Origin of the sequence: Pseudonocardia sp. T1-2H, from assembly GCF_038039215.1 — a bacterium.
Taxonomy (GTDB): Bacteria; Actinomycetota; Actinomycetes; order Mycobacteriales; family Pseudonocardiaceae; genus Pseudonocardia.
Genome location: NZ_JBBPCL010000001.1, coordinates 6,118,519 through 6,145,283, shown reverse-complemented (window position 1 = coordinate 6,145,283; position 26,765 = coordinate 6,118,519). Strand labels below are relative to the sequence as shown.

The 26,765-nt window shown below is 72.5% G+C and carries 24 protein-coding genes and 1 pseudogene; 11 read left to right on the top strand and 14 right to left on the bottom strand.

The window, feature by feature from the left end:
- Nucleotides 1–27 precede the first annotated feature (27 nt).
- A complete protein-coding gene (locus WBK50_RS30290; RefSeq protein ID WP_341338833.1) occupies nt 28–1,308 on the bottom strand; it encodes a multidrug effflux MFS transporter in 1,281 nt (426 codons plus the stop codon).
- 150 nt (nt 1,309–1,458) lie between these two features.
- Here WBK50_RS30290 and WBK50_RS30285 point away from each other — a divergent pair, with 150 nt between their 5' ends.
- Entirely contained in the window at nt 1,459–1,797 is a 339-nt protein-coding gene (locus WBK50_RS30285; RefSeq protein ID WP_341339603.1) for a hypothetical protein, read from the top strand.
- Nucleotides 1,686–3,137, top strand: a complete 1,452-nt coding sequence (locus WBK50_RS30280; protein WP_341339557.1) for an SDR family oxidoreductase — start codon at nt 1,686–1,688, stop codon at nt 3,135–3,137. Before WBK50_RS30285 ends, WBK50_RS30280 begins: the two co-directional genes overlap by 112 nt.
- On the opposite strand, the gene WBK50_RS30275 is transcribed toward WBK50_RS30280, so the two are convergent.
- Complete coding sequence (locus tag WBK50_RS30275) at nt 3,131–4,471, bottom strand: glutamine synthetase family protein (RefSeq protein ID WP_341338832.1); 1,341 nt, start codon at nt 4,469–4,471, stop codon at nt 3,131–3,133. The two genes, WBK50_RS30280 and WBK50_RS30275, sit on opposite strands and share 7 nt — an antisense overlap.
- 57 nt (nt 4,472–4,528) lie before the next feature.
- Between WBK50_RS30275 and WBK50_RS30270 the strand changes: the two genes are divergently transcribed.
- Entirely contained in the window at nt 4,529–5,713 is a 1,185-nt protein-coding gene (locus tag WBK50_RS30270; protein ID WP_341338831.1) for a pyridoxal phosphate-dependent aminotransferase, read from the top strand.
- Nucleotides 5,710–6,615: an NADP-dependent oxidoreductase gene (locus WBK50_RS30265; protein ID WP_341338830.1), complete on the top strand. Its 906-nt coding sequence runs from the start codon at nt 5,710–5,712 to the stop codon at nt 6,613–6,615. Before WBK50_RS30270 ends, WBK50_RS30265 begins: the two co-directional genes overlap by 4 nt.
- A gap of 337 nt (nt 6,616–6,952) precedes the next feature.
- Here WBK50_RS30265 and WBK50_RS30260 read toward each other — a convergent pair whose 3' ends face one another.
- Together WBK50_RS30260 and WBK50_RS30255 are read right to left on the bottom strand one after the other, a co-directional pair.
- A complete protein-coding gene (locus tag WBK50_RS30260) occupies nt 6,953–9,253 on the bottom strand; it encodes an FdhF/YdeP family oxidoreductase (protein WP_341338829.1) in 2,301 nt (766 codons plus the stop codon).
- 53 nt (nt 9,254–9,306) lie between these two features.
- Nucleotides 9,307–9,567, bottom strand: coding sequence for a helix-turn-helix domain-containing protein (locus WBK50_RS30255; protein WP_341338828.1), 261 nt, complete (start codon nt 9,565–9,567; stop codon nt 9,307–9,309).
- Between the two features lie 31 nt (nt 9,568–9,598).
- Between WBK50_RS30255 and map the strand changes: the two genes are divergently transcribed.
- Both map and WBK50_RS30245 read left to right on the top strand, forming a co-directional pair.
- The gene (gene map / locus WBK50_RS30250; RefSeq protein ID WP_341338827.1) at nt 9,599–10,369 is read left to right on the top strand and encodes a type I methionyl aminopeptidase; all 771 of its coding nucleotides are present in this window, start codon (nt 9,599–9,601) and stop codon (nt 10,367–10,369) included.
- Nucleotides 10,370–10,429: 60 nt separating this feature from the next.
- A complete protein-coding gene (locus WBK50_RS30245) occupies nt 10,430–12,031 on the top strand; it encodes an acyl-CoA synthetase (protein WP_341338826.1) in 1,602 nt (533 codons plus the stop codon).
- Nucleotides 12,032–12,091: 60 nt separating this feature from the next.
- Here WBK50_RS30245 and WBK50_RS30240 read toward each other — a convergent pair whose 3' ends face one another.
- Nucleotides 12,092–12,907 carry an NAD(P)H-binding protein gene (locus WBK50_RS30240; RefSeq protein WP_341338825.1) on the bottom strand — a complete coding sequence of 272 codons (816 nt, stop codon included), beginning with the start codon at nt 12,905–12,907 and terminating at the stop codon, nt 12,092–12,094.
- A 98-nt stretch (nt 12,908–13,005) separates the two neighbouring features.
- Between WBK50_RS30240 and WBK50_RS30235 the strand changes: the two genes are divergently transcribed.
- Nucleotides 13,006–13,386 carry a winged helix-turn-helix transcriptional regulator gene (locus WBK50_RS30235; RefSeq protein ID WP_341338824.1) on the top strand — a complete coding sequence of 127 codons (381 nt, stop codon included), beginning with the start codon at nt 13,006–13,008 and terminating at the stop codon, nt 13,384–13,386.
- Here WBK50_RS30235 and WBK50_RS30230 read toward each other — a convergent pair.
- The 3 genes from WBK50_RS30230 to WBK50_RS30220 all read right to left on the bottom strand — a co-directional run bounded on the left by WBK50_RS30230 (nt 13,337) and on the right by WBK50_RS30220 (nt 16,742).
- The gene (locus WBK50_RS30230; protein ID WP_341338823.1) at nt 13,337–14,005 is read right to left on the bottom strand and encodes an HAD-IA family hydrolase; all 669 of its coding nucleotides are present in this window, start codon (nt 14,003–14,005) and stop codon (nt 13,337–13,339) included. The two genes, WBK50_RS30235 and WBK50_RS30230, sit on opposite strands and share 50 nt — an antisense overlap.
- A gap of 140 nt (nt 14,006–14,145) precedes the next feature.
- Nucleotides 14,146–16,086 carry an acyl-CoA dehydrogenase family protein gene (locus WBK50_RS30225; RefSeq protein ID WP_341338822.1) on the bottom strand — a complete coding sequence of 647 codons (1,941 nt, stop codon included), beginning with the start codon at nt 16,084–16,086 and terminating at the stop codon, nt 14,146–14,148.
- Nucleotides 16,083–16,742 carry a TetR/AcrR family transcriptional regulator gene (locus WBK50_RS30220; protein ID WP_341338821.1) on the bottom strand — a complete coding sequence of 220 codons (660 nt, stop codon included), beginning with the start codon at nt 16,740–16,742 and terminating at the stop codon, nt 16,083–16,085. Before WBK50_RS30220 ends, WBK50_RS30225 begins: the two co-directional genes overlap by 4 nt.
- A gap of 113 nt (nt 16,743–16,855) precedes the next feature.
- Here WBK50_RS30220 and WBK50_RS30215 point away from each other — a divergent pair, with 113 nt between their 5' ends.
- The 4 genes and pseudogenes from WBK50_RS30215 to WBK50_RS30200 all read left to right on the top strand — a co-directional run bounded on the left by WBK50_RS30215 (nt 16,856) and on the right by WBK50_RS30200 (nt 22,048).
- Nucleotides 16,856–18,151 (top strand): acetyl-CoA C-acetyltransferase, encoded by a 1,296-nt coding sequence (locus tag WBK50_RS30215; RefSeq protein WP_341338820.1) that lies wholly within the window; start codon nt 16,856–16,858, stop codon nt 18,149–18,151.
- A 34-nt stretch (nt 18,152–18,185) separates the two neighbouring features.
- Nucleotides 18,186–19,540 (top strand): annotated as a pseudogene (locus WBK50_RS30210) (3-oxoacyl-ACP reductase).
- A complete protein-coding gene (locus tag WBK50_RS30205; RefSeq protein WP_341339556.1) occupies nt 19,540–20,364 on the top strand; it encodes a MaoC/PaaZ C-terminal domain-containing protein in 825 nt (274 codons plus the stop codon). The pseudogene WBK50_RS30210 and the gene WBK50_RS30205 overlap by 1 nt, the downstream one beginning before the upstream one ends.
- Nucleotides 20,365–20,506: 142 nt before the next feature.
- Nucleotides 20,507–22,048, top strand: coding sequence for an adenylate/guanylate cyclase domain-containing protein (locus WBK50_RS30200; protein WP_341338819.1), 1,542 nt, complete (start codon nt 20,507–20,509; stop codon nt 22,046–22,048).
- Nucleotides 22,049–22,076: 28 nt separating this feature from the next.
- Here the strand turns inward: WBK50_RS30200 and WBK50_RS30195 are convergent, their stop codons facing one another.
- Genes WBK50_RS30195 through WBK50_RS30170 form a run of 6 tightly spaced genes read right to left on the bottom strand, consistent with a single transcriptional unit; the run spans nt 22,077 to nt 26,763 of the window.
- Entirely contained in the window at nt 22,077–22,889 is an 813-nt protein-coding gene (locus WBK50_RS30195; RefSeq protein ID WP_341338818.1) for a mycofactocin-coupled SDR family oxidoreductase, read from the bottom strand.
- Between the two features lies 1 nt (nt 22,890).
- The gene (locus tag WBK50_RS30190) at nt 22,891–23,985 is read right to left on the bottom strand and encodes an agarase (RefSeq protein WP_341338817.1); all 1,095 of its coding nucleotides are present in this window, start codon (nt 23,983–23,985) and stop codon (nt 22,891–22,893) included.
- A complete protein-coding gene (locus tag WBK50_RS30185; protein ID WP_341338816.1) occupies nt 23,982–24,872 on the bottom strand; it encodes an alpha/beta fold hydrolase in 891 nt (296 codons plus the stop codon). Before WBK50_RS30185 ends, WBK50_RS30190 begins: the two co-directional genes overlap by 4 nt.
- Before the next feature lie 9 nt (nt 24,873–24,881).
- Complete coding sequence (locus WBK50_RS30180; protein WP_341338815.1) at nt 24,882–25,010, bottom strand: hypothetical protein; 129 nt, start codon at nt 25,008–25,010, stop codon at nt 24,882–24,884.
- 34 nt (nt 25,011–25,044) lie between these two features.
- Complete coding sequence (locus WBK50_RS30175; RefSeq protein WP_341338814.1) at nt 25,045–25,857, bottom strand: mycofactocin-coupled SDR family oxidoreductase; 813 nt, start codon at nt 25,855–25,857, stop codon at nt 25,045–25,047.
- A gap of 21 nt (nt 25,858–25,878) precedes the next feature.
- Entirely contained in the window at nt 25,879–26,763 is an 885-nt protein-coding gene (locus WBK50_RS30170; protein ID WP_341338813.1) for an alpha/beta fold hydrolase, read from the bottom strand.
- Between the last annotated feature and the right edge of the window lie 2 nt (nt 26,764–26,765).

Here is a 26,765-nt window from a genome sequence, read left to right as displayed (position 1 = left end):
CAAGCGCGTCATGGCTCCCTGGTGCGGTCAGGCGGCGGCGTCCTCGTCGAGGTCCGCCAGCTGCCACGGCCGGACGACGGTGAGGAGCACCAGCAGCGCGAGCAGCAGGGCCGCGAAGATGACGACGCCCATCGCGGGCGCGTCGTTGCCGAGCAGGCCCACCAGCGGCGAGACCAGCGCGCCGACGCCGAACTGCACCGCGCCGAGCAGCGCCGCCGCGGTCCCGGCGGACTCGCCGTGCCGGGCGAGCGCGAGCGCCGGGCCGTTGGGCATCGAGATCCCGCAGAAGAACAGTGCGACCCACAGGGGCGCGACGACGCCGGGTAGTCCCCCGGTCCCGGTCGACGACAGGATCAGCAGCGCCAGGCCGGCCAGCATCGCGCCGACGATCGCGGCGGGCAGGAGCTGCCGCGGTTCGAACCGCCGCAGCAGGGCCGCGTTGAGCTGGGTACCGGCGATCAGCCAGATCGCGCCGGCGCCGAAGAGCAGACCGAACTGCTGCTCGTCGAGGCCGAACTGCTCCTGGTAGACGAACGAGCTGCCGGAGACGTAGGCGAACAGCCCCGCCATGACGAGCCCCGCCACCAGGACCAGGCCGACGTAGGTGCGGTCGCGGAACAGGCCGCCATAGGTGCGCAGGGTGTGCGCCACGCCCGCCTTGCGCCGGCGCTCCGGCGGGAGCGTCTCGCCGAGCATGACCGTGAGCAGCGCGATCAGGGCGACGCCGTAGACGGCGAGCAGGACGAAGATCCCGCGCCAGTCCGTGACGCGCAGCAGCTCGCCGCCGATGGTCGGCGCGAGCACCGGGGCGGCGCCCATCACGAGCATCAGCCGGGAGAACAGGGTGGCCCCGGCCCGGCCGGAGAACAGGTCCCGGACCACGGCCAGCGCGATCACCGCGCCTGCCGCGGTACCGACGCCCTGGAGCACCCGGAGCGCCCCGAGCACGGCGATGTTCGGGGCGACCACGATCAGCAGTGACGCCAGCACGTGCAGCGCCGTCCCCGCGAGCAGCGGGCGCCGCCGGCCGAGCGAGTCCGAGAGCGGGCCGAGGATCAGCTGGCCCAGCGCGAGGCCGACCAGGGTGCCGGTGAGCGTCAGCTGCACGGCCGAAGCCGTGGCCTGCAAGTCCGCGGTCAGCGTCGGCAGGGCCGGCAGGTACATGTCGATGGTGAGCGGCCCGAGCGCGATGAGCGCGCCCAGCAACAGGGTGGTCCGGAGCCGCCCGGGCGGGGTGGCGGGAGTCGCGGGGGCGGCGGTGCCCCGGGCTCGTTTCTCCGTCCGAGTGCGATCAGGGGTGGTGGTCACGCGGCACCTTCATCTCCTGGTCCGTGGTGGGGCCGGTGGCGCACCGACGTCGCCCCCCACGGCGCGACCCACCGTCAGCCTCAAGCCCACCCGTCCGGGTGATGTTCCCGCGCGCGTTTCGCTGTGATCCGGGCGACTTAGGGTTGCCCCATGCCGAGCAGCGCGACAGTGATCACCACAACGGACGGGCTCCGGCTCGCGGTGCAGGTCAGCGGCCCGGAGGGGGCGCCGGTGGTCGTCGCGGTGCACGGCTACCCGGACGACCACACCGTCTGGGACGGCGTGGTCGGGGAGCTGGTGGCCACCCACCGGGTCGCGACCTACGACGTCCGGGGCGCCGGCGCCTCCGACGTCCCGGGGAGCGGGCCGGCTACGGGATCGAGCGGCTCGCCGCGGACCTGCGCGCCGTCGTCGACGAGGTCTCGCCCGGCACGCCGGTGCATCTGCTCGCCCACGACTGGGGCTCCACCCAGGCCTGGCACGCGGTGACGCACGGGGCGCTCGACGGGCGGGTCGCCTCGTTCACGTCGATCTCCGGGCCGGCGCGCGAGCACGTCGCCGCCTTCTACCGCCGGGCCCGGCGCCGCGACCGCCTCCGCCAGGCCCTGGCGTCCTGGTACATGCTCCTGTTCAGGGCTCCGGTGCTGCCCGAGCTCGGCTGGCGCTCCGGCCTGATCGGCGCCGTGATGTCCCGCCGGGCGGGCGTCCCGCGGCCCAGGACCGCGGACGCCGTCCGCGGCCTCGAGCTGTACCGCGAGAACATCGGCGGCCCGGTGGGCGCGCCGGTCCGCACGGACGTCCCCGTGCAGGTCCTGGCCCCTGCCGACGACCCGTTCGTCACGCCCGCGCTGCAGACGCAGATCGCCCCGTACGTCGACGATCTGCGGGTCCGGACCGTCCCCGGCGGGCACTGGCTGCCCCGCGAGCGCCCGGACGTCGTCGCCCGGTGCGTCCGTGAGCTCGCCGCGCACGTCGACGGCGCGGCGGAGACGCCGTCGCTGCGCCGGGCCCGGGCGGTCGCGAAGGGTGTCGGCCGCTGGGTCGGCCGGGTCGTCGTCGTGACGGGGGCGGGGAGCGGGATCGGCCGCGCGGTCGCGCACGCGTTCGGCCGGCGCGGCGCGCTCGTCGTCGCCGCGGACCTGAACCTGGCCACGGCGCAGGAGACCGCGTTCGAGACCGGCGGCCTGGCGTACGAGGTCGACGTGTCCGACGGCGCCGCGATGGCCGCCTTCGCGGACCGGGTCGCGGCGGAGGCGGGCGTGCCGGACGTCGTGGTGAACAACGCGGGGATCGCCGTGTCGGGGCCCTTCGCGGACACCGGCGTCGAGGACTGGGAGGCGATCCTGGACGTCAACCTGTGGGGGGTGATCCACGGCTGCCGGCTCTTCGGCGCGCAACTGCGGGAGCACGGCGAGGGCGGGCACATCGTCAACGTCGCATCGGCGGCGGCGTTCACGCCGGTGGCGGGCCTGCCGGCGTACTGCACGACGAAGTCCGCGGTGCTGATGCTGTCCGAGTGCCTGCGCGCGGAGCTGGCCGGGCAGGGGATCGGCGTGACCGCGCTGTGCCCCGCGTTCGTGCCCACGGACATCGTGTCCTCCGCCCGGATGGTCGGCGTGGACGAGTCGACGGCCTCCGAGCAGCGGCGCTCCGCGAACGCGCTGATCCTGCGGCGGAACTACCCGTTGTCGAAGGTCGCGGAGCGCGTGGTGCGCGCCGTGGAGAGGGACGTCGCGCTCGCCCCGGTGACGCCCGAGGCGCACGTCGCGCTGGCCTTGTCCCGGCTCACCCCCGGCCTGCTGCGGGCCGCGGCGAGGATCGGTCAGTAGCGCCAGCGGAGCCCGCTGAGGACGTCGTCGAGGTCCTTGCCCTCGGCCGCCGCCGCATCGGACCGGCGGACGGCGAGGAACGCGCCGAGCAGGTCGTGGCCGAGCGCGGCGGTGACGCGCGAGCTGGCCAGCAGCGCCTCCTCCTGACCGGCCTGTGTGGTGGGCAGCGCGACGATCCCGCTCGCGGCGCGCTCGGCGTCGCTCCACGTGCCGGGGTCCTCGGCGACCGGCGGGGGCGGGACGAGGCCTTCGGCCACCCCGGCGGCGCCGGCCGCGAGCACGGCGGCCAGCGCGAGGTACGGGTTGCCGGACGCGTCGGACGTCTTGAGCTCGAGGTTCGCGTGGTCCTCGCCGAGCAGCGCCGACCCGGGCACGTACCGCAGCGGCGCCTCCCGGTTCTCCACCCCCCAGAACGCGTAGGCGCCGGCGAAGAAGCCGGGCCGCAGGCGGGCCGTCGAACCGAGGCTCGGCGCGCTGACCGCGGCGACGGCGAGCAGGTCCCGCAGGATCCCGGCGACGTAGGCGGCGCCGTCCGTGCCCGGTCCCTCCGGGCCGCCGGCGAGCAGGTTGCGCTCCCCCCGCCACAACGAGGTGTGCAGGTGCCAGCCGTTGCCCGCGGACGCCTGCGACGGCAGCGGCGCGAAGCTCAGGCACAGCCCGTGCTTCCGGGCCGCGGCCCGCAGCGTCTGCCGGGCGAGCAGCTGTTCGTCGGCCGCGGTCACCGGGTCCGCCGCGCCGAGCGTCACCTCGACCTGGGCCGGGCCGTACTCCGCGTGCAGCTGGCCGATCCGCAGGCCGTTGGCGCGGAAGTCGTGCAGCACGTCCCCGACGAACGCGTCGATCTCGGTGAGCGCCGCCGGGCCGTACGCGGGACCGTGATGGGCGGGGGCCATCCCCTCGTCGAGGTAGACCCCGAACTCGAGCTCGTAGCCCGCGCGTGCGGTGAGCCCGGCCTCGGCCAGGGCGTCGACCTGCCGTTGCAGCGCGGACCGCGGATCGTAGGGCCAGGGCTCCCCCTCGGCGGTCACGATCGTCCCGGGCGCCCAGGCGAGCGCGGGCTGGCCCGCCAGCCGGGTGATGCGCAGGTGGTCCGGGACCAGGCGCACGTCCCCGGACGGCGTCGCGAGGCCCGGGTGGGCGAACGTGATCGCGTCCGAGCTGTCGAAGACGGCGAAAAGCGGCGTCACGCCGACCCCGGTGCGGGCGACGTCGTGCAGTGCCGCGATCGGCACGGTCCGCGAGCGCGGGATCCCGTTGTTGTCCGCCCAGGCGATCGTCAACCCGGCGACGCCGGCGTCGGACAGCTCACGGATGGTCCCGTCGACTCGGCTCATGACCGGTCAGCATGGCCCGGGCCGGTTCGCCGGTCCAGCGCATGTCAGGGTGGTGACGTGCGCGAACCCATGGCGGCGCGGATGCGGCCCTTCACCTCCACGATCTTCGCCGAGATGTCGGCGCTGGCCCTGCGGACCGGCGCGATCAACCTCGGCCAGGGCTTCCCGGACACCGACGGCCCGCCGTCGCTGCTCGCCGACGTCGCCGCGAACGTCACCGGAGGCGTCAACCAGTACCCGCCGGGACCGGGGATCCCGGAGCTGCGCACCGCCGTGGCGGAGCACCAGCGCCGCTTCTACGGCCAGGAGGTCGACCCGGAACGGGTGCTGATCACGACCGGCGCCACCGAGGCGATCGCCTCCGCGATCCTCGCGCTGTGCGAGCCGGGGGACGAGGTCGTCACGTTCCAGCCGTACTACGACTCCTACGCCGCGACGATCGCGCTGGCCGGAGCCACGTTGCGGGCGGTGCCGCTGCGACCCGGTCCATCGGGATCGCCGAGCTTCGCCTTCGACCCGGACGAGCTGCGCGCCGCGTTCTCCGGGCGCACCCGGGTCGTGCTGGTCAACACCCCGCACAACCCCACCGGCACCGTCCTGGACCGGGAGCAGCTGACGCTCATCGGGCAGCTGGCCGTGGAGTTCGACGCGGTGATCGTCGCCGACGAGGTGTACGAGCACATGCTCTACGACGGCCGCGAGCACGTGCCGATGGCGACGCTGCCCGGTCTCGCGGACCGCACGCTGACGATCTCCTCCGCGGGCAAGACGTTCTCGGTGACGGGCTGGAAGGTGGGCTGGGTGCACGGTCCCGCCGAGCTGCTCGCGTCGGTGCGGGCCGCGAAGCAGTTCCTGACCTACGTGAGCGGGGCGCCGTTCCAGCCCGCGATCGCGAACGCGCTGGCCCTGCCGGACTCCTTCTACGACGACCTGGCGTCGGGCCTGCAGGGCAAGCGGGACCTGCTCTCCGCGGGGCTCCGGGCCGCCGGGCTCACCGTGTACCCGTCGTCCGGGACGTACTTCGTGGTCACCGACGTCGCACCGCTGGGGGTGGCGGACGGGGCGGAGTTCTGCTGGCGGCTACCCGACCTGGTCGGCGTCGCCGCGGTCCCGGTGTCCGTGTTCTGCGCGGACCCGGACCTGGGGCGGACGCTGGTGCGGTTCGCGTTCTGCAAGAGGGACGAGGTGCTGGCCGAGGCCGTGTCCCGGTTGGCGAACCTGCGGAAGGCGCTGGAGGCATGAGGGCGTACGGCTTCACGACGGTCGGCGGGCCCGAGAACGAGGCCTTCCTCGACGTCGGAGTGCCTACCCCCGGCCCCGGCGAGCTGCTGGTCCGGGTGCGGGCGGCCGGGGTGAACCCGGGGGACTGGAAGCTCCGCGAGGGTTCCTACGGCGTCGCGGGTCCGGCGGTGCTGGGCCGGGAGGTCGCGGGGACCGTCGAGCAGGTCGGACCCGACGTCGACGGCTTCGCGGTCGGCGACGAGGTCTTCGGCGGCTGTCCCGGGATGGTCGGCGGCTGGGCGGAGCTCGCGCTGGTCACGGCCTCGTTCGCGGCGCACCGCCCCGACGGCGTCTCCCCCGAGGACGCCGCGGTGCTCCCCGTCGCGGCCGGTACCGCCCACGACGCCCTCACCGGCCTGGCCCTCCCGGCCGGAGCCACCCTGGTGGTGAACGGGGCCGGTGGCGGGGTCGGCATCGCGGCGGTGCAGCTCGCCCGGGCCCGCGGCCTGGTCGTGGTGGGAACCGCCGGCCCGGCGAAGCACGATCTGATCGCCTCCTACGGCGCCACCCCGGTGGCCTACGGGCCCGGGGTCACCGAGCGGATCCGCGAGGCCGCGCCCGGGGGCGTCGACGCGGTGTTCGACCTGGTCGGGGGCGAGGCCCTGCGCACGGTCGCGGTCCTGGCCGGGGACCGTTCCCGCGTCCGCTCGGTGGCGGACAAGGAACTGGCCAAGGAGCTCGGTGGCGGCGAGGTGGTCCGGGACCGCAGCACCGCCGTCCTGACCGAGCTGGCCCGCCTCGTCGCGGCCGGGGAGCTCACCCCGCACGTCACGGACGTCCGGCCCTTCGAGGACGCGGGCGCCGCCCTGGCGGCGGTGGAGCACGGCCACACGCGCGGCAAGGTCGCTCTCCGCCTCCGGTAGCCCGCTCCCGCACACACGAATACGGGATTACCAACCTGCATTCTCGCTCAACCCGACGGGAACACAGAATCGGGACGCGGTATCGCGGGTCGCTTCTGCGACGACGGACTACCGGTTCGGCCCGCGACGCGATTTCATGCGCACGGAGTAGCGGTGACGTTGTTTCGCTCGGACACCCGGGGTGTGCCGCGAAGAATGGGCCGGCGTCATATTTCCCGACCCCGTGCATCGGGCACTGCGGGTCGAGGAATGCGGACGCGGCGCCGGGCAATGGTGTGCAGACGCGTGAAGCGGCGTCCCGGCCGAATGCCGGAACGCCGCTTCGGAACGACGGGGATCAGGCGCGTTCGAACCGGACGACGACCCACTTCGACGTCGGGGTGCCGCTCGCGATCGCCTGCGACTCCAACGGGATCAGCGGGTTGGTCTCCGGGTAGTAGGCGGCGATGCAGCCCTTCGGGGTGGAGTACTCGACGAGCCGGAACGCGTCCGCGCGCCGGGTCACGCCGTCCTCCCACTCACTGACGAGGTTCACCGTGTCCCCGTCCCGGAACCCCAGCTCGTTCAGGTCCGCCGCGGAGACGAACACGACGCGACGTCCGGAGTGGATGCCGCGGTAGCGGTCGTCGAGTCCGTAGATCGTGGTGTTGAACTGGTCGTGGCTGCGCAGGGTCTGCAGGACCAGCCGGCCCTCGGGCACCGAGGTGACCTCGACCGGGCTGACCGAGAAGATCGCCTTCTTCTCCTTCGTGGGAAAGGTGCGGGTGTCCCGTGGCGGGTGGGGCAGGACGAACCCGCCGCGCAGCTCGATCTTGTCCGCGTAGGCCTCGCAGCCCGGGACGACCCGGCCGATCCGTCGCCGGATGGCGTCGTAGTCCTGCGCGAACTCCGCCCACGGGATGTCGTGGCGCTCCCCGAGGGTGGCGCGGGCGATACCGCAGATGATGTCGACCTCGGAGCGCAGCATCGGACTCGCCGGCGTCGCCCGGCCGCGGGAGGCGTGTACCGCCGACATCGAGTCCTCCACCGTGACGCGCTGCTCGCGCCCGCCGGTGAGGTCGCGCTCGGTGCGACCCAGCGTCGGCAGGATCAGCGCCGTCCTGCCGGTGGTGACGTGCGAGCGGTTGAGCTTCGTGGAGACGTGCACGGTCAGCGACGCCTTGCGCATGGCGGCCTCGGTGACCGCCGTGTCCGACATCGCCGCGACGAAGTTCCCGCCGAGCCCGATGAAGACCTTCGCCCTGCCGTCGCGCAGGGCCTGGACCGACGCCACGGCGTCGTGGCCGTGCTCGCGCGGGGGTTCGAAACCGAACTCCGCGCCCAGGGCGTCCAGGAAGGTGTCCGGGGCCTTCTCCCAGATCCCCATCGTCCGGTCGCCCTGGACGTTGGAGTGGCCGCGGACCGGGCACAGCCCGGCGCCGGGCTTGCCGATCATGCCCTGGAACAGTGCGACGTTGACGAACTCCTTGATCGTCGCGACGGCGTTGCGGTGCTGGGTGATACCCATCGCCCAGCAGTGCACGGTGCGCTTCGAGGCGAGCAGCATGTCCGCCGCGGCCTCGATCTCCGACCACTCGAGCCCGGTCGCCTCCAGCACCTTCTGCTTGTCCAGGTTGCGGACGTTCTTCTCCCACTCGGTGTACCCGAGGGTGTGGCGGGAGATGAAGTCCCGGTCCGCGACGGTGCCCGGGGTGCGGTCCTCGGCCTCGAGCAGGAGCAGCCCGAACGCCTGCCACAGCGCCAGGTCTCCGTCCGAACGGATCTGCAGGAACCGGTCCGCCAGGTCCGTGCCCAGGCCGGTCAGGCCGCGCGCGTTCTGCGGGTTGTCGAACTTGAGCAGCCCGGCCTCGCGCAGCGGGTTGATCGCGAGGATCTTCGCCCCGTTCTTCTTCGCGATCTCCAGCGCGGAGAGCATGCGCGGGTGGTTCGTGCCGGGGTTCTGCCCGGAGATGACGATCAGCTCGGCCTCGTGCAGGTCCTGCAGCGATACCGAGCCCTTGCCGATCCCGATCGTCTCGGCCAGGCCCACGGACGTCGACTCGTGGCACATGTTCGAGCAGTCCGGCAGGTTGTTCGTGCCGAACGCGCGGGCGAAGAGCTGGTAGACGAACGCCGCCTCGTTCGACGCCCGCCCGGAGGTGTAGAAGAGCGCCTCGTCCGGGCTGTCCAGGGCGGTGAGCTCCGCGCCGATGATCGAGAAAGCGTCCTCCCAGCTCAGCGGCTCGTAGTGCGTCCCACCGGGGCGGCGGACCATCGGCTCGGTGAGCCGGCCCTGCTTCTCCAGCCAGTACTCGGTGCGCGTCTGCAGGTCCGACACCGGATGGGCGCGGAAGAACTCGCGGTCCACCCGCGAGCGGGTGCCCTCCCACGCGACGGCCTTCGCGCCGTTCTCGCAGAACTCCGCGGTGTGCCGGTGCTCCGGCGACGGGTCCGGCCACGCGCAGCTCATGCAGTCGAAACCCTCGGCCTGGTTGAGCTTCAGCAGGTTCCGGGCGGTCTTCGCGACCCCCATCTGCCTGACCGCCCGGGTGAGGCTCACCCGGACCGCGGGGAGGCCGGCGGCGGCGCGCTTCTGCTTGCCGACCGCGAGGTTCGCCTCCTCGGCGTCCACGGGCGGATCGATGGGTGGGGTGGACACACGGACCTCCGGGGGTGGCAGACGGTGACGATCGGCCACCGGTGATCGGAAGTCTAGGTTCTCCCTGTTCGGACCGCCTCGGTGGCGCCCGAGAGTCGATCGAGGGACAGGTCGAGGACGGCGGCGAGCGCGGCGACGGTGAAGAACGCCGGGGTGGGGATGCGTCCCGTCTCGATCTTCCGGAGCGTCTCGGCGGAGATGCCGGCGAGGGCCGCGACCTCGCCGATGCTGCGCTCCCCTCGGGCCCCGCGCAGGACGGCGCCGAGCCGCTCCCCGCGCTCGCGGTCGGCGGGGGTCAGCGGGATGCGCACCATGCCCGAATAGTAATACCGGTATAGTTATCGCGTGATCGAGATGAAGACCCGTACCGAGGTCGACGCCGTCGACGCGGCCGGCACCGTCGTCCACGACATCCTCGCCGCGGTGCGTGAGGCGGCCGCGCCGGGTGTGCGCACGGCCGACCTGGACCGGCTGGCCCACCGGCTGATGCGCGAGGCCGGGGTGCGGCCGAGCTTTCTCGGCTACCACCCGCGCTGGGCGCCGATGCCGTACCCGGGCGTGCTCTGCGTGAGCGTCAACGACGCCGTGGTGCACGGAATCCCCGGCCGCACGAAGCTCCGGGCGGGGGACCTGCTCAGCGTCGACTGCGCCGTCCATCTGAACGGCTGGTGTGCGGACGCGGCGTTCAGCATGGTCGTCGGCGCACCGGCGGACCCCGGCGACCTGGCCCTGGTCGAGGCGACGGAGCGCTCGCTCGCCGCGGGCATCGCCGCGGCGGTCCCGGGCGCCCGGCTCGGCGACGTCGGACACGCGATCGCCCGGGTCGCGCGAGGTGCGGGCTACGGGATGCTGGCCGACCACGGTGGGCACGGTGTCGGCCGGTCGATGCACGAGGAGCCGCACGTCCCCAACGAGGCGACGGCCGGGCGCGGGCTGATCCTGCGCCCCGGGCTGGTCATCGCGATCGAGCCGATGTTGATCGCGGGCGGCACGGACGCCTACCGGCACGACCCGGACGGCTGGACCCTGCGCACGGCGGACGGATCCCGGGCCGCGCACGCGGAGCACACGATCGCGATCACCGAGGACGGCCCGCGGATCCTGACCACGGCGTGAGGTCGTCCGGCCTCGCAGGACGGTCTGGCCAACCGCTCGGCCGTTGTGCAGTATTCGGGCGTGTCCGACGTCGTGCCCTTCACCCCCGCCACCGCCGAGTCGATCGCCCGTGCGCGCCAGCACTCGGTCGGCGACCTGCTGCGCCGTACCGCGCTGCGCTACCCGGACAAGCTCGCCGTGGTCGCGGGCGAGCGCCGGGTGACCTTCGCCGAGTTCGACGTCGCGGTGAACCGCTGCGCCCACGCCCTCGCGGACCGCGGGCTGGCCAAGGGGGACCGGCTGGCGCTGCTCAGCCACAACTCCTGGCAGTACGCGGTGCTCGTCTTCGCCACCGCGAAGCTCGGCGTGGTGCTGGTCCCGGTCAACTTCATGCTCGGCGCGGAGGAGATCGCGTTCATCCTCGGGCACTCCGGCGCGGTCGGGATGGTCGCGGAGGACGCCCTGGTCCCCACCGCGGAGAAGGCCCTCTCGGGCGCCGGCCTCACCGACGGCCTGCGCGGCTCGATCCCCCTGACCGGCGGCGGTGCCCCGGACGGCTGGGAGGACGTCGACTCCTGGATCGACGCCGGCGACCCGTCGTCGCCCCGGGTCCTGGTGGCCGACGACGACCCGCTCCGGCTGATGTACACCTCCGGCACCGAGTCCCGGCCCAAGGGCGTCATGCTGTCGAGCCGGTCGTTGATCGCGCAGTACGTCTCCTGCACCGTCGACGGCGGCATGAGCGTCGACGACGTCGAGGTCCACACGCTGCCGATGTACCACTGCGCGCAGCTGGACTGCTTCTTCTCCGTCGACGTCTATCTGGGCGCGACCAGCATCATCCTGCCCGGCCCGGACCCTGCGACGCTCCTGGCGACGGTCGAGCGGGAGAAGGTCACGAAGCTGTTCTGCCCGCCGACGGTGTGGATCTCCCTGCTGCGCCACCCCGACTTCGACACCCGGGACCTCTCGAGCCTGCGCAAGGGCTACTACGGGGCGTCCGCGATGCCCGTCGAGGTGCTCCGCGAGCTGTCCCGGCGCCTGCCCGACGTGCAGTTCTGGAACTTCTACGGGCAGACCGAGATGTCCCCGCTCGCCACGATCCTGCGTCCGCACGAGCAGCTCCCGCACGCCGGATCGGCCGGGCGGGCGTCGCTGAACGTCGAGACCCGCGTCGTCGACGACAACGACGAGCAGGTCCCCCCGGGCGAGGTGGGCGAGATCGTGCACCGCAGCCCGCATGCCGCGCTGGGCTACTTCGGCGACGAGGAGAAGACGGCCGCGGCGTTCCGGAACGGCTGGTTCCACTCCGGCGACCTGGGGATCATCGACGAGAACGGCTACCTGTCCGTCGTCGACCGCAAGAAGGACATGATCAAGACCGGCGGTGAGAACGTCGCCAGCCGGGAGGTCGAGGAGGCGATCTACCTGCTCGACGGGGTCGCCGAGGTCGCCGTGTTCGGGATCAGCCACCCACACTGGATCGAGGCCGTGACCGCGGTCGTCGTGCCGAAGCAGGGCGTCACCCTGACGAAGGAACAGGTCGACGCGCATGCGCGCGAGGTGCTCGCCGGGTACAAGCGGCCCAAGTACGTCGTGTTCGCGGAGTCCCTGCCGAAGAACCCCAGCGGCAAGATCCTCAAGAAGGACCTCCGGGTGGAGCACGCCGACCTCGCCACGTGAGCCCGACCCCCGTGCGCGGACAACGTTGTTCCGGCGACGTTCTCCGCGCACGAGGGTGCCTCAGGCGAGAGCGGAACGGACGAGCTCGCGGATCCCCGTCGCGGGGCGGCCGAGCAGCTTCTCCAGGTCGTCCGACGGCTCGGCGAAGAACCCGTCGCCGACGAGCTGTGCGACGAACGCGCCCTCGCCGGCCTCGGCGAGCGGGATCTCCCGGTGCACGACCGTCGCCCCGGACTCCTCGGAGATCGTGGCGGCGAGCTCGTCGTAGGTCCACAGCGGGCCCCGCAGCTCGTAGACCGCGTCGTCGTGGCCGCCGCCCGTCAGCACGGCGGAGGCGGCGAGCCCGAAGTCCCTGATCGTCGCGGTGTTGAGGGCCTTTCCGTCGTCCGCGGAGGTCACCTCGCCGGCGTCGACCGCCGCCTTCACCACTCCCGGGTTGACGAAGAAGTCGGAGTAGAAGCTGTTGCGGAGCACCGTGCTGGTGAGCCCGGACTCCCGCAGCAGCGCCTCCGTCGCGGCGTGGTCGGCGAGGAAACCCGGACCGCTGTCCGCCTTGATCGCGCTCGTGTAGACGATCCGCCCGATGCCGGCGGCCTTCGCCGCGGTGATGGCGTTCCCGTGCTGCCGGGCCCGGGTGCCCGGGGTGACGTCCGGCGACGAGACGAGTAGGACGACGTCCGCACCCGCGAACGCGGCCTCGAGGCTCGCCGGGTCGTCGTAGTCCCCGGCGCGGACGTCGACGCCGCGCTCCGTCAGGTCCGCGGCCTTCTCCGGAGTGCGTGCCACGGCGGCGAGCTGGTCGGCGGGGACCCTGGTCAGCAGGTCCTCGACGACGACGCGCCCGAGATTGCCGGTCACGCCGGTCACCACGATCATCTCTGTGTTCCTCTCCTCGGTTCGTTGCGCTTGCGACGCTACGGTGATGTACTCACTTCTGGTAAGTACGTACCTTTCGGTAAGGACACGGAGCAGACGTGAGCGCGCAGGTGGAGGCGGTCAGGTGGCCCGGCCCGGGTGACGCGTTCGACAAGAACTGCCCGGCGCGCGCCGTCCTGGACCACGTGACGTCCAAGTGGGCGGTGCTCGTGCTCGTCGCACTGTCGCGGAACGAGCTGCGCTTCAGCGCGCTGCGCCGGGAGGTCGGCGGGGTCAGCGAGAAGATGCTGGCGCAGACGCTCCGGACGCTCGAGTCCGACGGCTTCGTGAACCGGGTCGTCGCCGCCACCGCGCCGCCGCAGGTGACCTACAGCCTCACCGAGCTGGGCCGGGGGCTCACCGAACACCTCGCGGGCCTGATCGGCTGGATCAACGACCGGGTGCCCGAGATCGTCGCCCGGGACCGACCCGGCGGGTGAGCAGGGGGACGAGGTCGTCGAGCGTCTTGATCGGGACGTCGCCGGCGAGGCCCCGCAGTGCGGCGGTCCGCGCACCCGCGGCCCGGGCGGCGGCGAGCCCCGCGTCCGCGTCCTCGACGACCAGGCACGCCTCCGGCGGGACGCCCAGCGCGGCCGCCGCCTGCAGGTAGCCGTCCGGATCGGGCTTGCCCCGCACGACGTCCTCGCTGGTGATCACCACCTTCGGCGGCGTGATCCCTGCGGCGCCGAGACGCGCGGCCGTCAACCTCCGGTCGGCGCTGGTGACGATCGCCCAGGGGAGCGTCAGCGTCGCGAGGAGGCGGTGCGTGCCCGCCGTCGCGACGACGTCGGCAAGATCGGTGTACTGCAGCTCGAGCTGGCGCACCCCCGCGCGGGCGTTCTCCGCGTCGTCGAGGTCCGGGCAGACCTCGCGGATCGTGTCCCACGACGGCCGGCCGTGCCCGACGCGGATCACCCGCTCCGGATCGACGCCGTACTCGCCCGCCCAGGTGCGCCACGCCCGTTCCACGGCGGCGTCGGAGTTCACGAGTGTCCCGTCCATGTCGAACAGGACGGCGCGCACCGCGCGGAGATCGGTCACGGGTCTGACGACGGCCACGGTCCGACGATAGGCCAGAAATACCGGCTGGGGGTATGGAGTCGTGGTGGGCATGGACACCGCACCGATCTACCGGCTCGCGAACGGCCGCTCGTGCGCGGAAACCGTCGCCCTGGCAACGATTTCCGCGCACAGGGGCGTCAGCCCACCATGGACGGGACGGGCTCGGAGTCGGCCTCCGTGGCACTCTCGTCCGCCAGGATCGGGCAGGCGAGCCAGCCCTCCGGGATCCCGAAGGCGTCGACCAGGAGCCGGGCGTGCGGCCGCAGCTCCGCGCAGAGGTCGTTGACGGCGCCCGTGACGGCCCGGCTCTCGGCGGCGGTGAGCCGCCCGTGCTCCAGGAACCACGCCCGGTCCCGCTCGATCACCGCGAGCGCGTGCAGGTCGCAGATCGTCTCGAGCAGCGCCCGCACCGCCGGGTCCGTCACGCGCCCGATCGCGTCCACGAAGGACTCGAACACCAGCGCGTCGACGTGCGCGCGGGCCGCGGCGAGCATGTGGTCCTGGGCGGCGTTGAAGATCCCGAACTGGTCCGCGCCCTTCTTCAGCGCGGGCCGCATCCGGCGGGCGAGGCCGGCGAGCAGGTGCTCGGCGCGGTCCGTGATCAGCTTCCGCTGCTGCGCGCGGTCCCGCGGCGCGAAGCCACGCCCGGGCAGCCTGCTCGGGAGCTTGTTGGCGCCGGTCCGCTCGGTCACCGACGCCAGCACCTGCTCCCCGGCGAACCGGGCGATGCCGAGCGGGCCGAGCTTCCCGACCCGCTTGCTGTAGTCCCCGAGGAGCCCCTTGCCGACGAGCTGCAGAAGCACGGTGTTGTCACCCTCGAACGTCGTGAAGACGTCCGTGTCCGCCTTGAGCTGCGGGATCAGGTTCTCGGACAGGTAGCCCGCCCCGCCGCAGGCCTCGCGGCAGGCCTGGATCGTGGCCGTCGCGTGCCAGGTCCCCACGGCCTTGAGCCCGGCCGCGCGGTTCTCCAGCTCGCGCTGTGCGGCCTCGTCCTCCGGGGCGCCGGGCGACTGCAGCCGGTGCATCTCGGCCACCAGATCGTCCTGGGCGAACTGCAGGGCGTAGGTCGTGGCGAGCGTCGGGAGCAGCTTGCGCTGGTGGGCGCGGTAGTCCAGGACCACCACCTCCTCACCGGAGGCCGGGTCGCTGAACTGCCTGCGCTTCTCGCCGTAGCGGATCGCGATGGCCAGCGCCTTCTGGGCGGCGCTGCCGGCGCCGCCCGCGACGCTGATCCGGCCGCGGACCAGGGTGCCGAGCATCGTGAAGAACCGGCGGTTCTCGTTCTCGATCGAGCTCGAGTAGGTGCCGTCCTCGGCCACATCCGCGAACCGGTTGAGCAGCGCCTCCCGCGGCACGCGCACGTGGTCGAACGTGAGGCGGCCGTTGTCGACGCCGTTCAGCCCGGCCTTCTGCCCGCAGTCGGAGATCTCGACACCGGGCACGGCCTTGCCCTCGTCGTCCCGGATCGGAGTCAGGAACGCGTGCACGCCGTGCGAGGTGCCCTCGGTGACCAGCTGTGCGAACACGACGGCCATCCGCCCGTCCCGCGCGGCGTTGCCGATGTAGTCCTTGCGCGCCCCGGGCTCCGGAGTGTCGATCACGAACTCGCGCGTCGACGGGTCGTAGGTCGCGGTCGTACGCAGGTGCTGGACGTCCGACCCGTGGCCGGTCTCGGTCATCGCGAAGCAGCCGAGCAGCTCGCCGTCCATGATCCGGCGCAGGTACTCGTCATGGTGACGCTTGGTGCCGAGGACCTGCACGGCGCCACCGAACAGGCCCCACTGCACGCCCGCCTTGACCAGGAGGGACAGGTCGCCGTAGCCGAGGGCCTGGAAGGCGACGACGACCCCGCCGACGTCGCCCTTGCCGCCGTACTCCTCGGCGAACCCGGTGTGCGGGTGCCCGGTCTTCGCGAGCTCCTCGACGAGCTCGAGGACGCGGGCGCGGTACTCCTCGGTGCTCAGGTCCGGGTTCGCGGGCCGGAACAGGCCCATCCGGGATCGGACGTCCTCGCGGACGTTCGCCCAGCGGCCGTCGAGAACGGTGCGGAGTGCTTCTACTGAGGGTGTGGCGGTCATGCGGTCACCTCCGGGGAGGGTGCCGGGCCGGCGAGTCCGGCCCAGGCGAGGTCGGTGAGACGGGCGGTGAGCTCGTCGCGGGTGGTGCCGTCGGGCCGAGTGATCCAGTCGTCCGCGGCACCGCGGACCAGGCCGACGAGGCCGTGCCCCCACGAGCGGGCGCGGGCGGGGTCGTCGTGGCCGTTGCGGCGGAACTGCTTCGCGATCACGCCGGCGACGTGGTCGCCGATCATGGCGACGAGGTCGGTCACGGGGTCCGCGGCGTGGACCGCGGGATCGAGGAGCGGCCGGTGTACCACGAACAGGTAGACCTCACGGTCCGACTCGATCAGTCGCAGGTAGGCGTCGATACCTTCGGAGAGGGCGAAGCGGGGCCCGCGTCCGGAGGCGCCGAACTCCCGGTCCGTGGCCTTGCGGATCTGTCCGACGAGGACCTTCGCGACGGTCTCGCACACGGCCACGTACAGGCCGGTGCGGTCGCGGAAGTGCCGGTAGACGGCGGTCTTGCTGGTGCCGGCCTCGGCGGCGATGTCGTCCATGCCGACACCCGCGCCGTGCCGGCGGACCGCGGTGATGGTGGCGGCGACCAGCTCGACACGCCGCTGCTCCCGGTGGGTGTCCCACCGGCTGTCCCGACGGTCCCGGGCGGTCTTCATGAAACTCACAGTACCGTGTACTTTGGGTACAAGCTACTCGTGGGTAATGCTGTTCACCCGGACAGGACAGGGCACCGGGACAGGCAGGGCACCCCCACAGGAGAGAAGGGCTCATGGCCGCGAAGACTCGTCAGACCCGCCAGGCCGCGGTGATCGGGGGCAACCGGATCCCCTTCGCGCGCGCCAACGGCAAGTACGCCCGCGCGTCGAACCTCGACATGCTCACCGCCACGCTCGACGGGCTGGTGGCCCGCTACGGGCTGGCCGGCGAGCGCCTCGGTGAGGTGGTCGCCGGGGCGGTGCTCAAGCACTCCCGGGACTTCAACCTCACCCGCGAGGCCGTGCTCGGCAGCCGGCTCGCCCCGTCGACCCCGGCCTACGACGTCCAGCAGGCCTGCGGCACCGGTCTCGAGGCCGCCATCGCCGTCTCCAACAAGATCAAGCTGGGGCAGATCGAGAGCGGCGTCGCGGGGGGTGTGGACACCGCGAGCGACGCGCCGATCGCCGTCAACGAGGACCTCCGCCGGATCCTGGTGGCGCTCAACGGCGCCCGGAGCGCGAGCGCCCGGCTGAAGCTGCTGGGCAAGCTGCGCCCCGGCCAGATCGTCCCGGAGATCCCGCAGAACTCCGAGCCGCGCACCGGCCTGTCCATGGGCGAGCACGCGGCGATCACCGCGAAGGAGTGGGGTGTCTCTCGCGAGGCGCAGGACGAGCTGGCCGCCGCCAGCCACCGGCACCTCGCCGCCGCTTACGACCGCGGCTTCTTCGACGACCTCGTCACGCCGTACCTGGGGCTCACGCGGGACGACAACCTGCGCCCGGACAGCAGCGTCGAGAAGCTCGCGAAGCTGAAGCCCGTGTTCGGCCGCGGCGAGGACGTGACGATGACGGCCGGGAACTCGACCCCGCTCACGGACGGCTCCGCGCTGGTCCTGCTCGGTTCGGACGAGTGGGCCGCCGAGCACAAGCTCCCGGTCCTGGCGCACTTCGTGGACGCCGAGACCGCCGCCGTGGACTACGTGCACGGCCGGGACGGGCTGCTCACCGCGCCCGTCCACGCCGTCCCGCGGCTGCTCGAGCGCAACGGGCTCACCTTGCAGGACTTCGACTTCTACGAGATCCACGAGGCCTTCGCGTCCACCGTGCTCGCCACGTTGAAGGCCTGGGAGGACCCGGCGTTCAGCAAGGAGCGGCTCGGGCTGGACAGCCCGCTCGGCTCGATCGACCGCAGCAGGCTCAACGTCAACGGCTCCTCGCTCGCCGCGGGGCACCCCTTCGCCGCGACGGGCGGACGGATCGTCGCGTCGCTGGCGAAGGCCCTGCACGAGAAGGGCTCCGGGCGGGGGCTCATCTCGATCTGCGCCGCGGGCGGGCAGGGCGTCGTCGCGATCCTGGAGGCTGCGAAGTGAGGACCGACGACATGATCTTTTCGGTGGAGGAGAGATGAGCAACGACCGTCTGCGGGACTTCTCCAACACCGGCATCGCCGGCCGGCTCGGCGTGCCGCGGGTTCCCGTGCTCCGCCGCCACGAGCCCGGCCAACCCCTGCTCCCGGGCCCCGCGTTGGTCACCGGCGTGGGCGCGGGCCGGTTCGCGAAGCCGATCGCCGCGCTCGTCGAGGAGTCCGGGCAGGGCGTCGTCGAGAGCGCCGGCGAGGAGAAGCTCGCCGCCGTCGTCCTCGACCTGACGGCCGCCGCGTCCCTCGCCGACCTCGCCGCGGCCCAGCAGATCCTGACGCCGGCGGTGCGGAAGATCGCGCCGTCGGGCCGGCTGCTCGTGCTCGGGCCCGAGCCGTCCGAAGCGTCGACGGGGGAAGCTGCCGCCGTCGCCCAGGCCCTCGACGGGCTGGTCCGCTCGATCGGCAAGGAGCTGCGGGCGGGTGCGACCGCGAACCTACTGGTCGTCGCTGCGGACGCGCTGCCCGCCGCCGTCGACAGCTCGGTGCGGTTCTTCCTGTCCGCGCGCTCCGCGTACGTCGACGGGCAGGTCGTGCACGTCGGGGTGCCGGTGGGGACGCCGCAGGACCCGGTCGGGATGGACGACCCGATCGACCCGGACCGGCCGCTCGCCGGGCGGGTCGCCGTCGTAACCGGCGCCGCGCGCGGGATCGGCGCGGCCATCGCGGACACCCTGGCGCGGGACGGGGCGTCGATCGTCGCCGTCGACATCCCGGGGGCGGGGAGAACCTGGCGAAGGTCGCCAACCGCACCGCGGGTGTCGCGCTACAGCTGGACATCACCGCCGCCGACGCGCCCGAGCGGCTCCTCGGGCACCTGCGCGAGCGGCACGGCGGCGTGGACCTGGTGGTGCACAACGCCGGGATCACCCGGGACAAGCTGCTGGCCAACATGGACGCGGGGCGCTGGGACTCGGTCCTGGCCGTCAACCTGGCCGCCCAGCTGCGGATCAACGATGCGCTGCTCGCCGACGAGACGGCGCTGCACGAGGCCGGCCGGATCGTCTGCGTCTCGTCGCAGAGCGGGATCGCGGGCAACCGCGGGCAGACGAACTATGCGGCGTCCAAGGCCGGGATCATCGGCATGGTGCGGGCGTACGCGCCCAGGTTCGCCGAGCGCGGGGCCACGATCAACGCCGTCGCGCCGGGGTTCATCGAGACCGAGATGACCCAGAAGATGCCGCTCGGCACCCGGGAGGCCGGGCGCCGGGTCAACAGCCTCCGCCAGGGCGGCCTGCCGGTCGACGTGGCGGAGACGATCGGCTGGCTCGGGCAGTCCTCGAGCGGCGGCGTGAACGGGCAGGTCGTGCGCGTGTGCGGCCAGTCGATCCTGGGGGCGTGATGGCTCTGGGAGCCCTGTACGCGAAGGCCGCGGTCGGGGCGGTGCTCCCCGGCCGCGGGAAGACGCTGCCGGACCGGGAGATCGCCCGCGAGGGTCTCGCCGTCGATCTCGGGCATCTCGCGGACTACGCGCGGGTCTGCGGGTTCGCGCTCACCGACACCCTGCCGCTGACCTACCCGCACGTCCTCGCGTTCCCGCTGCAGGTCGAGCTGATGGCGGACCGCGCGTTCCCGCTGCCGCTGCCCGGGCTCGTGCACGTCGGGAACCGGATCACCGCGCACCGGGCGATCCGGGCCGGCGAGCGGCTCGACGTCCGGGTGAGGGCGGAGCGGTTCGCCGCTCATCCCAAGGGCGCGCAGGTGGACCTGGTCGCGGCCGTCTCCGTGGCCGGTGAACCGGTTTGGGACGGGCGGAGCACGTACCTGGCCCGCGGCGCGTCCGCACCCACCGGGCTCGCCGGGGAGATGCCCGAGGTGTCCGACGTGGACGGACCGGCATCCGCGGTCTGGCGGGTGGAGAAGGACACCGGCCGCCGGTACGCCGCGGTCAGCGGGGACGTGAACCCGATCCATCTGAACCCGTTGACGGCCAGGGCCTTCGGCTTCCCGCGGGCCATTGCACACGGGATGTGGACGGCGGCCCGTGCGGTCGCGTCGCTGCAGGGCCGGGTCCCGGACGCGGCGACGTACGAGGTGCTGTTCCGCAAGCCGTTGTTGCTGCCGTCCGCGGTGGAACTGGTGACGCAGCGCGCCGGGGACGGCTGGAACCTGTCCGTCCGCAACCGCCGCACCTCCGCAGCCCACCTCGCGGCCCAGGTCCACTGACCTCCCGAACTGTGCGTTATGGAGCCATAACGCCACCTCGGAGGCCTGAAAAGCGCGTTGTGGCTCCATAATGCGAGAGTTCGGGGTGCGAGGAGCGCGTTGTGGCTCCATGGTGCGCGGCCGTTCGGCCTACACTCCCGCCATGGCGGACCTGCCGTCGCCTGCGCTCCCCCGCAGCCGTGACCTGACACCTGGACGCTCGGTCATTGGCTGGCCCGTCCGGTTGCTGCTGGCTGCCGTCGTGGCGGTGGCGAACATCGGCGGCGCGCTGATCGTGTTCGTGCTCGGGGCGTGGGTGCTCCCCACGGGCGGGCTCGCCGATCCCGGGCGGGCCCGCGTCGTCAACGTGCTGCTGTTCGCGGGCTACCTCGTGGTCTGCGTGCCGCTGGGGTTCGTGTGGGGCAGCCTGCGGTTCCGGCTGGGGCGCACCGCGCGGAGGGACCCGGAACGCCGGATCCGCCACCTCGTGCTCTACGGGCCGCTGCGGATCGTCACGATCCTGGCGACGCTCTGGATCGGCGCCGTCGTCCTGTTCGGACTGTTCAACCTGCGCTTCTCCCCGCGGCTCGCCATGCAGATCGCCGAGACGATCACGATCGGCGCAATCGCGACCTGCTCGCTGTCCTACCTGCTCACCGAGCGGATCCTGCGCGGCGCCGCCTCCCGCGTGCTGTCCCGCACCCCGCCCCGGCAGCGGAGGTTCGTCCCCGGCGTGCTCGTGCGGGCGGTGCTGTTCTGGACGCTCGGCACCGCGGTCCCGGTCGGCGGGCTGCTGCTCGCGGGGATCGCGACCCTGGTGTTCGGCGACGTCACCGCGGAGCGGCTCGCGGTGATGGTGCTGGCCATCGGCGGGAGCGCGCTGCTGGCCGGGGTGCTGACGACGATCGGGGCGGCGCGGGCGACCTCGGACCCGGTGGTCGCGGTGCGGCGGGCGATGCAGCGGGTGGAGCAGGGCGACTTCGACGTCCGCGTCCCCGTCTACGACAACACCGAGCTCGGCCGGCTGCAGGCCGGGTTCAACACCATGGCCGAGGGCCTCGCCGAGCGCGAGCGGATCCGGGACCTGTTCGGCCGGCACGTCGGGCACGAGGTCGCGCGGGCCGCGGCGGCGTCGGACGGGGTGGAGCTCGGCGGCGAGGTGCGACGGGTCGCGGTGCTCTTCGTCGATCTCGTCGGGTCGACGGCAATGGCCGCGCAGCGCCCGCCGACCGAGGTCGTGGGCGTGCTCAACGCGTTCTTCGCCGTGGTCGTCGAGGTGGTGGAGCGGCACGGCGGCTGGATCAACAAGTTCGAGGGCGACGCCGCGCTGGCCGTCTTCGGCGCCCCGAACCATCTTCCGGACGTCGCCGGGTGCGCGCTGGCGGCGGGCCGGGAGCTGGCCGAACGGCTGGCCGAGGAGCTGCCGGACCTCACCGCCGGCATCGGCGTCTCCGCGGGGGACGCCGTCGCGGGCAACGTCGGGGACGTCCGCCGCTACGAGTACACGGTGATCGGGGACCCGGTGAACGAGGCCGCCCGGCTCACCGAGCTGGCGAAGACCGCGCCCGGCGGAGTCGTCGCCTCGGGCGCGGCGGTGTCACTGGCGAGCGGGCGGGAGGCGGAGCGCTGGAGCGTCGAGGACTCCGTCGTCCTCCGCGGCCGCACCGAGGCCACCCGGATCGCGGTCCCCGCCCCCGCCGGGTGATCGGTCCCGGCGGGAGGCGGGGAAAGTGTCACTTGAGCATGAAGCCCGCGTCCACCTGCATGGTCGTGCCGGTGACCCACTTGCCGGCGTCGGAGACGAGGAACGCGACCACGTCGGAGACGTCGCGCATCGGCATGGCGTCGACCGGCATGAGGTTGAACCGCATCGCGTCGCCGAGCTCCTTGTGCTCGTCGAGCCACTTCGGGAAGAAGTCGTTGTTCGACATCGGCGAGTCCACGCCCGTGGGGTGGAGCGTGTTCACCCGGATCGACTCGGGCGCCAGCTCGCGCGCCAGCGTGCGCATCAGGCCGACGATGCCGTGCTTGGCCGCCGTGTAGTGCGTGCAGCCCGCGACGCCGCGCAGCCCCGCGATCGACGACGTGATGACGATCGAGCCGCCCCGCCCGCCCGCCCGGATGTGCGGCACCACGGCCCGACAGGCCTTGAACACGCCGGTCAGGTTGATGTCGATCATGTCGTCCCAGGTCTCGTCGTCGAGCTCCCAGGTGTTGTCCGACAGGCTGAGGATGCCGGCGTTGGCGAGCAGGATGTCGATCCGCCCGAACTCCTTCATCGCGGTGTCCGCGAGCCGGTTCATGTCCGCGGTGCTGCGGACGTCGGCCTGCAGCGCGACGCAGCGCCGGTCGAGCTTCTCGACCGCGGCCACGGTCTCCTCGAGGTCACCCGGGCGCCCGGTCGGGAACGGCACCGACCCGACCTGCTCGGTGATGTCGCAGACCACGATGTCCGCGCCCTCCTCCGCCAGCCGGATCGCGTGCGAGCGGCCCTGTCCCCGGCCGCCGCCGGTGATCACGGCGACCTTCCCGTCCAGCTGTCCCATCTCAGTTCCTTCCGTACCGCGCCAGCGCGCGGCGGTTGTGTTCGGTGATCGCGTCCGTGAGGTCGCGGTAGGGCTCGTCCCAGGGGTCCTTGAGGCCCCAGCCCCGGCCACCGGTGTTCTCGACGTAGCCGCACCAGTGCCAGCCCGCCAGCCACGGCTCGTGCAGCACCGCGTCGAGGGCGGCGCCGTAGTCGGCGCCGCGCGCGGCGTGGTCGGGCAGGCCCTCGCGGTGCGGGTTGAGCTGTGTGGGCGTCCAGTTGCCGACGTCGGCGACGATCACCGGCTTGTCGCCGCACTGCTCGCGCCACGCCGCCAGGTCGTCGTGCAGCCGGGTGCGGGACTCCGCGGTCGGCTCGGTGAAGTACTGGACGGAGAGCACGTCGACGTGGGGTGCCATCGCCCGCAGGACCGGCTCGGGGATGCCCTTGTTGCCGTTGAACCGGTCACCCAGGATCAGGTGGTCCGGGTCGTAGCGGCGGATCGCGGCCGCGACCGTCTCGTAGTAGCGGCTCGCGACGTCGTAGAGCCGCTTCTCCCGTTCGGCCGGGTCGAGTCCCGCCAGCTCGGCGAAGTCCCGGCCGGACGCATGCGGCAGCCAGGCCGGGATGTCCACCAGGAAGTACCCGAGCAGGTCCGGCGACTCCGCGTGCTCGACGACGATGCTGCGGGCCAGGTAGTCGCACCAGACCTCGAAGTCGTCGTCCAGCGGGCGGAACGCCGGATAGCCGTTCCAGTCCTCGATCTCCTGCACCGGCAGCTGCGCGACGTAGGGCATCCCGGCCGTGCGCAGCTCCGCGGCCGACCACGGCGTGGAGTGCTTCAGGTCGATCGGGTCGCCGAACCAGTCCAGCGCCTCGCCCCAGCCGCCGCCGACGTACTCCTGCGTCCAGCCGAGCGTGGTGAAGGACCAGCTGCGCAGGTCGGACACCACCCCGTCGCGGATCCAGCTCTCCCGGGAGCCGTACCGCTCGCGCCAGACGTCGACGTTGCGCGGGAACTTCAGCGCGGTCTCGTCCGCGTGGTTGAGGCCAAGGGACAGGAACGGGGCGCCGTCGGGGTCGACGAGCCGCCCGTCCCGGATCGCGAAGGCGCTCATGCCGGCTCCTCCCCGGCGAAGAACCGCAGGTAGTGCCCGGCGAGCTCGTCCGGGGACTCCTCGGCCAGCTGGTGGCCCCAGGGCAGGATCACGGCGCGGACGTCGTCGGCGACCTCCCGCATCTGCCGCTCGTTGTCCGCGCCGATGAAGTGCTCGCTGCCGACGGCGAGCACCGGCATCGGCAGCTTCTTCTTCGCGGACGCGCGGTTCTGGTCGCCGTCGGTCAGCGTCGCCCGGTAGATCTCGCACATGCAACGCACGCCGCCCGGCGAGGAGTAGCACCGCACGTACTCGTCGAGCGCGTCCGGCGTGATCGCCGCCGGGTCGTGCGTCTCGTGCTTCATGAAGTACGAGAAGTACTCCCGCTCGTGGCCGTTGATCAGCATCTCCGGGAACTCGGGCACCGAGTAGAAGTTGATGTGCCAGAGCCAGACGTAGCTACGGACGTTCTCGGGCGTGAGGAACGAGTAGTCCTCCAGGCCGAAGCCGGGCAGGATCATCTCCTGGTAGACGAGCTGCCGGACGCGCTCCGGGTAGGCCGACGCGAGCTGGTAGGCCGCGGCGGCGCCCCAGTCCTCGCCGACGAGGCGGAAGCGTTCGTGGCCCAGCTCGGTCATCAGCTGCGCGAAATCCTCGGCCACGTTGCGCATGTCGTAGCCGCTCGTCGCGTGCTCGGAGTCACCGAGGCCGCGCATGTCCGGGACCACCACGGTGTACTGCGGCGTGAGCAGGGGGATCACGTGCCGCCAGTGGTACGAGGTCTTCGGGACGCCGTGCAGCAGCAGGACGGGTTCGCCGCTGCCCGCCGTGAGGTAGTGCAGGCGCACCCCGTTCACGGTCGCGCGGCCGTGGCGGACGGGGTTTCCCTCGTGGTCGACGATCTTCATAGTGCCTCCTCAGGCGACGATCAGCGGGCGCAGCGTGCGGGGCGCGACCTGCAGCCCGGTGTGGATCTTGTCCCCGGTCGGGTCGGCGAGGCGGTGATCGGGCGGACGATGTTCCGGCGCCCGCAGGACGCCGGCCACCGGATGGCCATGCACCGCGCCGTCCGAGAAGGGGCTACTTCAGCATGAAGCCCGCGTCCACCCGCACCTCCGTGCCGGTGACGTAGCGGGCGTCGTCGCTGACGAGGAACGCGATCATCTTCGACACGTCCTCGGGCTGCACCACGTCCACGGGCATGAGGTTGCCGCGCATCGGGCCGGTGAGCCGCTCGTGGGTGCCCATCCACTCGACGAACCACGGGTTGTTGGACATGTCGGTGTTGACGCCCGTCGGGTGCACGACGTTGACCCGGATCATCTCCGGCGCCAGCTCCCACGCGAGCGTGCGCATCAGCGCGATGAGGCCGTGCTTGGCCACGTTGTAGTGCGTGCAGCCGGCCACCGAGCGCAGCCCACCGGTGGAACCGGTGAGCGTGATCGCCCCGCCGCGCTTTCCGGCGATCATGTGCGGGATGAACGCCCGGCACACCTTCCACCCGCCGGTCACGTTGACATCGAGCATGTCCTGCCACTGCTCGTCGGTGAGCTGCCACGTGCTGTCCGCCGCGCCCATGACGCCGGCGTTGGAGATCAGCGCGTCGACGCGGCCGAACTCGGACATCGTCTGCTCCGCGGCGGTGTTCACCGCGGCGGTGTCGCGGATGTCGGCCTCGATCGCCAGGCAGCGCCGGTCGTGCTTCTCCACCAGCGCCACGGTCTCGGCCATGTCGTCGGCGGTGCTCATCGCATAGTCGATGGTGGCGATGTCGCCCGGCGCGTCGAGGATGACGACGTCGGCGCCCTCGCTCGCGAGCGTGACCGCGTGCGAGCGGCCCTGCCCGCGTCCGCCGCCGGTGATCACCGCGACCTTGCCGTCCATGCGGCCCATGTCAGTTCCTTCCGTTCTTTCTCACGCAGCGAAGAAGTCGCGCAGGACGCCGGCCAGCTCCGCCGGCTGCTCCAGCGCCATGCTGTGTCCGCACTCGGCGATCTCGACGTAGCGCACGTCGTCGCTCACCCGCTCCATCTGCCGGCGTGTCTCCTCGCCGATGAACAGCTCACTGGCCACCGCGAGCACCGGCATCGGGAGCTTGGTCTGGCCCCACTTCTCGTCGAGCGCGATGTTGGTGAACGTGGCGCGGTAGACCTCGAAGATCGCCCGCAGCCCGCCCGGCGCCGACGAGCAGCGCGTCCACTCGGCCACGCAGTCCGGCGTGATCGCGGCGGGGTTGTAGGTCTCGTTCTTCATCCACGTCGACCAGAAGATCTCCTCCCGGCCGGTGATCAGCATCTCCGGGAAGTCCGGGACGTGGAAGAAGCCGACGTGCCACAGGAAGTGGCTGGACCGCACGTTGTCGGCGGTGAGCGCCGACCAGTCCTCCAGCCCGAAGCCGGGCAGCAGCATCTCGCCGTAGGACAGCTTCGTGACGCGCTCGGGGAACGTCGCCGCGACGGCGTAGGCGAACGCGGCGCCCCAGTCCTCGCCCGCCACCGCGAACGTCTCGTGGCCGAGCTCGGTGAGCAGCGCTCCGATGTCCTCGGCGATGGTGCCCATGTCGTAGCCGTCCGCGGGCCGCTCGGAGTCGCCGAAACCGCGCACGTCGGGCGCGATCACGGTGAAGTGCTCGGTGAGCAGCGGGATGACGCGATGCCAGTAGTACCAAGTCTTCGGCACGCCGTGCAGCAGCACGAGCGCGGGCCCCGACCCGGCGGTGACGTAGTGCAGCCGCACCCCGTTGACGGTCTTGCGGCCGTGCGTGACGGGGATGCCGGCGTGGTCGGTGATGTCGAGCATGG